The sequence below is a fragment of the Acutalibacter intestini genome, from assembly GCF_034334985.1.
Taxonomy (GTDB): domain Bacteria; phylum Bacillota; class Clostridia; order Oscillospirales; family Acutalibacteraceae; genus Acutalibacter; species Acutalibacter intestini.
The window spans coordinates 48,374-54,787 of the sequence record NZ_JAWXXL010000023.1; the positions used below are offsets into that span (position 1 = coordinate 48,374).

Consider the following 6,414-nt stretch of genomic DNA (forward strand, 5'->3'; position numbering starts at 1 on the left):
GTCCGCAGCCAAAAAGCTGCGGACTCTTTTTTCTTAGTGGTACTTGGGCAGCCAGTCACCATGCGTAGCAATCAGGTCATCCACCATTTTTATAATAGTATCAATATCCAGTTCGCTGCCTGTGTGGGGATCCAGCATAGCGGCCTGGTAAATGTGCTCCTTCTTCCGGGTAACGGCGGCCTCAATGGTCAATAGCTGTACATTGATGTTGGTCATATTCATAGCCGCGCACTGCACCGGCAGCCTGCCCACCCGGCAGGGATTCACCCCCATGTTATCGACCAAGCAGGGTACTTCAACGCAGGCATCCTGAGGTAGATTATCAATAAGCCCTCCGGTATTCAGCACGTTGCCGCCGATTTTGTAAGGATCTCCGGTGACAATGGACTCCATAATATACGATGCATACTCCCGGCTGCGCTCATGGTTCAGCTGGTGGCTTTCTTGCAGCTGGTCCCGCTCTTTGGCCCAGCCGGCAATCTGGTTTACACAGCGGCGGGGATACTCGTCCAAAGGAATATTGAATCGCTCAATGAGCTCAGGATACTTTTCTTTGATGTAGAACATGTTGTACTCTGAGTTATGTTCGCTGGACTCGGTACAGTAGTAGCCCAATTTATCAATATAATCGTAGCGCACCATGTCATTATGCTTTTCAGCGGCATTCTTTTCTTTCGCCCGACGGCGGATCTCTGGGTACAGGTCGTTGCCATCTTTGTCCTGAATCTTCAGCAGCCATCCCATATGGTTGATGCCCGCAATCAGCTCTTTGCGGCCCTCCAGCTTATCCTCCATACCCAGAGCTTTCAACAGTTCCTGCGAGCATACCTGTACGCTATGGCACAAACCCACGGTTTTAATCCCGGTATAACGCTGCATAAAGCCAGAAAGCATGGCCATGGGGTTGGTATAGTTCAGGAACCAGGCGTCTGGACAGACCGCCTGCATATCCTTGGCAAAATCGTCCATAACTGGAATAGTGCGCAGAGCCCGCATAATACCACCAATCCCCAGGGTATCTCCAATGGTCTGGCGCAGGCCGTACTTTTTTGGCACCTCAAAGTCAATAATAGTGCAGGGGTCGTATAGACCTACCTGAATAGCATTTACCACAAAGCTTGCCCCCCGCAGAGCCTCCTTGCGGTTTTCCACGCCCAGATAGGTGGTAATCTTTCCATGGCCACCCAGAGTGTCGTTCATGGCGCCCAAAATTTCCGCACTTTCTGAAAGACGCTTGCCGTCAATGTCATACAGGGCAAACTCTGCTTCGCGAAGCACCGGACTGCACATGCAGTCGCCTATGACATTCCGGGCAAATACTGTGCTACCCGCCCCCATAAATGTAACTTTCAGCATATTGTTCCTTGTCCTTTCCCGCAAAAATAATTTTTTGCTGCAACGCCAGGGGTTACACTTTCCTACCTTCCGGCAGAGCCAGCTTGCTAAAAGGATAGCACAGCGCCCGAAAAATGGCAAGAGAAAACATGAAAATCACAACATTTCTAATAGATTTTCCACCCAAAACTAAAGAAAGTAATAGGGCTTCGTGTCAAATGTTCTACCATCTAACAGCATATTCTATTTCTTTTGTGCTTGTGTCTGATTCGCCTTAGTACATCTTGTTTCCTATCAGGCAACTTTCCCCCTTAAACTTTCCTAGCGCTCCCTTGTATTCCTGTTGGACAGGGCTTATAATCATATGGAGGTGAATGCTTCGTGCAAGAAATTAATATAGGCCAGGTGATTATTGAAAACCGCCACAAGCGCGGCATTACCCAAGAAGAACTGGCAGAACACATAGGCGTTTCAAAAACAGCGGTATCCAAGTGGGAAACGTCCGCCACCTACCCGGACATCCTCCTTTTGCCCCGGCTGGCCGCTTATTTTAACATTACTCTAGATGAACTCATGGATTATAGGCCTCAAATGAGTCAAAAAGAGATTCGAAAACTCTGCGAGAAATTGGCGCGGGAGTTTTCGGAAGAACCTTTTGACCAGGTTATGGGCCGCTGCCGGGAGATTGTGCAGGAATACTTTTCTTGCACAGACCTGTTACTTCAGCTGGCTTGTCTTTGGGTAAACCACTGTTTTTTAGCCGGCACAACCGAAAAGGCCCTGCAAATCCTGGAAGAAGCCCGTAAGTTGTTTGTCCGAGTTAAGCAGGAAAGCAACAACGCCTCACTGGTGGACCAGGCCGCCAAGTTGGAGGGGTATTGCCTATTAAATCTAGGCCGGACCCAAGAAGCCATCGACTTGTTAGAAGCCAACCTGTCCCTACGCCTAACCCCAGAGCCTCTGCTGGCCGAAGGTTATCAGCGAACCGAAAGGCCAGAAAAGGCAAAACAAGTCTTACAGGCCGGGATATACCAGTCTCTGCTGGAACTAGTAAACCTCCTTCTGTCCTATATATCCCTCTGTCGAGGAGAAAGCCTTGCCTTTGAAGAGACCATTCGGCGTACTCTTTCACTGACAAAGAGCTTCCAGCTGGATGCTCTGCACCCAACCCTGGCAATCTCTATATACCTGTCCATTGCCCAGGAATATGCCCTATGCGGCCAGCAGGAACGGGCTCTGGAATTTTTAGAGCGCTACCAGGTGTTGGCACTGTCTGACATCTATCCCGTTCAGCTTCACGGCGACGCTTTTTTCGATCTATTAGAGGATTGGTTGGAGGAGACCCTGCCTCTGGGCAGTAATCTTCCTAAAGAGGAAACTGTGCTGCGAAAAAGCCTATATGAAGCACTGTCTGCTAACCCAGCCTTTGCCCGTTTGGCAGAAGATCCGAGGTTTCAAAAGATCGTCTCAGAACTCAATATGGAAGGGAGAAATCACAGATGAACGCTGTGGAACTGAACGCCTTGACAAAAATCTATCCCGGCGGCAAAAAAGCAGTGGATTCTATTGATATTGTTTTACCCGCTGGAATGGTATTCGGTTTTCTGGGCCCCAACGGCGCGGGAAAAACTACCACCGTAAAATTGCTGAACGGAACCCTTTCCCCTACCCAGGGCCGCTGCACCATATTTGGCGTTGACCCTGCTCAAGAGCCTGAAAGGCTTCATGCCCTTTGTGGAGTGGTGACTGAGCACGCGCAAATGTACGACAATCTCAGTGGGCTGGAAAATTTAACTTTCTACGGCAGTCTGTATGGGCTTAGTACAGCCCAGTGTAAAGACAGGAGTGAAGCGCTTTTAAAGCAGCTGGAACTTTTTGATGCAAAGGACCAAAAACTTTCCGCCTATTCCACCGGCATGCGCCAGCGTCTCTCGTTGGCCCGGGCTTTGATTCACCAACCAAAAATTCTTTTTCTGGACGAGCCCACTTCTGGTCTGGACCCGGAGAGCGCCCAGAATGTTCACACCATGATTCGTCAGCTGGCCAACCAGCAGGGCATCACGGTTTTTCTCTGCACCCATCAGCTACGCTATGCTCAGGAGGTTTGCACATGTTATGGCCTAATGGACCAAGGCCGGCTGTTGGCAAGGGGCGATTTGGATTCTCTACAGTCTCTGGCCGGCGGAAGAATAACTGTAAAGGTTAACGCACAGGGCGTTCCAGAGCGATGGCGTAGACTTCAACAGAAAGACGGCAGCTGGGAAATCCCTATTCAATCTCAAGAAGAAATTCCCCAGATCGCCCAGGAGATTGTGGAAAACGGTGGGAGACTCTATCATATCTCCGCTCATCGACCCTCTCTGGAGGAAATCTATTTTCAGCTGACCAGTAAAAAGGAGGAGAACCTATGAACCGGCCCATGGTCGCCATTATCCAAAAAGATATTCGGAGTATTACCGCCAACAAACGTATGTTCTCCACACTTCTAATTGTCCCTCTGGTACTCGCCGTCTTTCTGCCCAGTGTGTTCATCCTGACGCTTCACTTTATGCCGGAAGAAGGCGGCGACTTGCTAAAGCTGATGAAAATGTTGCCGTTGACCGTGCAAGAAAGCAGTTCCCTATCTACCCTCATCCAACTTATGCTAAATTTTATTCTGCCTGTTTTTTTTCTGATCATTCCCATTATGGCATCCTCTGTCATGGCGGCCAGTTCCTTTGTAGGAGAGAAGGAAAGGCGCACCCTAGAGACTCTTTTGTATTGTCCTCTGTCACTCCAGCAAATTTTCCGTGCAAAAGTATTAGCTTCCTTTTTATTGAGTATGGCGGTATCCGCTGCCTCTTTTGTCGCCATGCTAGCCGTCGTTGAAGTAGAGACCTTTTGTGTCACTCTCAGTTTAGTGCTGCCGGACGCTAAGTGGTTTTTAATCTTACTACTCATATCCCCCGCCATTTCTCTTATCTCCATTACACTTACCGTGCGGGTATCCGCCAAAGCCCAAAGCGTAGAGGACGCTCAGCAAGCTGCGGTATTTCTATTAATGCCCCTTCTACTAATGATTATTGGACAGTTTACCGGTATCTTGCTTATCAGCGGCTGGTTCCTTCTGGTGATTGGCGTCGTTTGTGCAGTATTAGCGGCTATACTGCTAAAAAGCTCTATACGCGGCTTTACCTATGAAAAATTATTGTAGAAAGAGCCCCCACTGGGGGCTCTTTTTCTGTTAATAGGACTCTCTCATTCCATCATAACTCTTTGCATGTTTTGCAAAAATATAGCGGTTACAGAAATACCACCATGCTCCATAGGGCAATGCTTGGAAGAGAAAGCAGCGTGGAAAAGATCACCAGCTTAGTGCTAAACTCTGGTTCCATCTGATATTTTTCTGCTAAGATGCTGGTAGTGGCTCCTGCAGGCATAGCCGCCAGGATTACACAGACCCCCAGCGTGGTCTTGTCTATGGGAAGGCACCGGCATACCAGAAACACAATGGCAGGTATTACAACCAGTCGGTGGATGGAATACTTCAACACGGTCTTGTCCCATAGGCGGCGCAGATCAATCTGCGCCAGAATCATCCCAATAACCAACATGGAAAGTGCGGTGTTGCAACTACCCAAAGCGCTCACCACACCGCTAAACCCTGCCGGCAGCCGCCAGCCAGCTATCATAAACACAATGCCTAAAACACAGGCCACGATACACGGGTGGAAAGCCACCTTCTTTACCAGCTGCCTGCGGTCTTTTATGCCAGAGAAGATGGGCAGACCATTGCTCCACATCATAATCCGCAGAGGAATCAGATAAATACTAGCCAACACAAGCCCCTGAGAGCCGTACAGCCCCTCGGCCACCGGATTACCCAAAAAACCAGAATTAGAACAGATTGTGGCATATTGTAAGCACTTACGCCGACTCTCGGGTTCTTTATGATAAGCCAGCTTACCATAGACCACACATAATGCTTGTATACCAATAGAAATCAACAGTACGCTACCATATGTGCCAAAAAGTTCTGCACCAGATCCATCTAGAAAAGCCTTGAAAATATTGCAGGGCAAGATTACGTTGAGAACCAGGTCGTTCAGATTCTTTTGGCCTTGGTCCTGAATCAGACGGATTCTCTTAAGCAAAAAGCCTATGGCAATAAGCAAAAAGATCGTTATTTGCAGAGAAATTAATGTTTCCACAGAGTACTCCTTTGGGACAAAATTAGAAATCTTCGTAATACATATAATAAAATCCACTCCGTAATCAGGTTTCGTTTTGGGAGCCTGACCACATCAGCTCCACATGCTGCTCACACCTCTTACCAAGAATAGGAGGCAGAGTCACATAAGCGCTTTTTTCCAATTTATTGTCAGCCTGCTCACGGTCGTTTAGAGAGTCCTCCATTCCCAACTAATCTACCTTTGTATATGTTTTCTTCCCATCGTCTAACGCAACCAGTAATTAAGACATACTGGCTTGCTTACTTGCTTGATTTTCGCACTTTTAGAAAAGGCACTATAAGCTCTGTTAATTGGATACATAACTTTCCTTAACTTTCTAAAAAGCGATCTACAAATATTTCCTTTTCCCGCTGCCGGAAAACCTTATGAGTTATCCTTGAATGAGTTGGACCTGAACGCCACTGGGATCTTTCACAAAGAAAAACTTCACGTCAGGAGCGGGACAGATCATATCCGTAGGGTGCAGACCCAATTTAGACAAACGGCCATGTTCTGCCTCTACATCATCTGTATGAAAACCAATGGCCAGTCCACCGCCAGTATAAGCCTGTTCAACGGGTGTCTCAATTAGCTCAATGGCTGTCTCCCCTTTCTGGTTTGCTAAAAACACTATGGCCGCATCTGGGCGACGGTCTGACACGATTTGCAATTGAACAATGTCCTGATAAAAGGCAACGGAAGCATTTAGCTGAGTTGTGTAGATGGTTACGTGCTGCATGAACATGTAAATATTACTCCTCCGCCGAAAGATAGGAAAGAAGCGGATGGAGGAAAAAACGAATAACCCGAGAGGGATTATGCTGGAGCCGACGCATAAATGAATGAATGTTATGAGAGATATCCTGCG

General features: G+C 47.9%; 6 protein-coding genes. 3 read left to right on the forward strand and 3 right to left on the reverse strand.

The window, feature by feature from the left end; all coding sequences use genetic code 11:
* Positions 1-33: 33 nt before the first annotated feature.
* Positions 34-1,356 (reverse strand): alpha-glucosidase/alpha-galactosidase, encoded by a 1,323-nt coding sequence (locus U8U68_RS15105; protein WP_322202234.1) that lies wholly within the window; start codon positions 1,354-1,356, stop codon positions 34-36.
* Positions 1,357-1,716: 360 nt separating this feature from the next.
* Here U8U68_RS15105 and U8U68_RS15110 point away from each other — a divergent pair, with 360 nt between their 5' ends.
* Genes U8U68_RS15110 through U8U68_RS15120 form a run of 3 tightly spaced genes read left to right on the forward strand, consistent with a single transcriptional unit; the run spans position 1,717 to position 4,528 of the window.
* Positions 1,717-2,838: a helix-turn-helix domain-containing protein gene (locus U8U68_RS15110; protein WP_322202236.1), complete on the forward strand. Its 1,122-nt coding sequence runs from the start codon at positions 1,717-1,719 to the stop codon at positions 2,836-2,838.
* Entirely contained in the window at positions 2,835-3,746 is a 912-nt protein-coding gene (locus tag U8U68_RS15115) for an ABC transporter ATP-binding protein (protein WP_322202238.1), read from the forward strand. Before U8U68_RS15110 ends, U8U68_RS15115 begins: the two co-directional genes overlap by 4 nt.
* A complete protein-coding gene (locus U8U68_RS15120; RefSeq protein WP_322202240.1) occupies positions 3,743-4,528 on the forward strand; it encodes an ABC transporter permease subunit in 786 nt (261 codons plus the stop codon). Before U8U68_RS15115 ends, U8U68_RS15120 begins: the two co-directional genes overlap by 4 nt.
* Positions 4,529-4,616: 88 nt before the next feature.
* Here U8U68_RS15120 and U8U68_RS15125 read toward each other — a convergent pair whose 3' ends face one another.
* Both U8U68_RS15125 and U8U68_RS15130 read right to left on the reverse strand, forming a co-directional pair.
* Positions 4,617-5,525 (reverse strand): AEC family transporter, encoded by a 909-nt coding sequence (locus U8U68_RS15125; protein ID WP_322202242.1) that lies wholly within the window; start codon positions 5,523-5,525, stop codon positions 4,617-4,619.
* Between the two features lie 412 nt (positions 5,526-5,937).
* Entirely contained in the window at positions 5,938-6,291 is a 354-nt protein-coding gene (locus U8U68_RS15130; protein WP_322202244.1) for a VOC family protein, read from the reverse strand.
* Between the last annotated feature and the right edge of the window lie 123 nt (positions 6,292-6,414).